Source organism: Myxococcus llanfairpwllgwyngyllgogerychwyrndrobwllllantysiliogogogochensis, from assembly GCF_006636215.1.
GTDB classification, from domain to species: Bacteria; Myxococcota; Myxococcia; order Myxococcales; family Myxococcaceae; genus Myxococcus; species Myxococcus llanfairpwllgwyngyllgogerychwyrndrobwllllantysiliogogogochensis.
This window is the reverse complement of sequence record NZ_VIFM01000885.1, coordinates 1-414: the sequence shown is the minus strand read 5'-3', so window position 1 is coordinate 414 and position 414 is coordinate 1. Positions and strand designations below refer to the sequence as shown.

Here is a 414-nt window from a genome sequence, read left to right as displayed (position 1 = left end):
GGTATGGGTCTTCCAAACATGAAGAAGTATTCAGATTATTTTGAGATTGATTCACAAAAAGGCAAGGGTACAAGAGTATATATGATTATTTACAATAAATGACCATCTTTGAAATGTAGGGAAGTGAATTATAAATGAAAAATTTGCATTCTATAATGCTTGACAAAGAGAAATGTAAAGGTTGTACAAACTGTATTAAAAGATGTCCAACTGAAGCCATTAGAGTTCGAAACTCAAAAGCAAGGATTATTGACCAAAGGTGCATAGATTGCGGGGAATGTATAAGGACATGTCCATACCATGCAAAATATGCCATTACTGACAGTTTAGAAGAAATCAATAAATTTCAATATAAGATTGCACTGCCTGCACCTTCATTTTACGCCCAATTTGAGGTTGATGATGTAAATAAGC

Annotated in this window: 1 protein-coding gene; it reads left to right on the top strand. The window is 33.3% G+C overall.

Going from position 1 to position 414, the window contains the following annotated elements:
- Nucleotides 1–155: 155 nt before the first annotated feature.
- Nucleotides 156–414, top strand: a 259-nt coding sequence (locus FJV41_RS51030; RefSeq protein WP_220138048.1) for a 4Fe-4S binding protein, incomplete at its 3' end; no start/stop codon positions are given.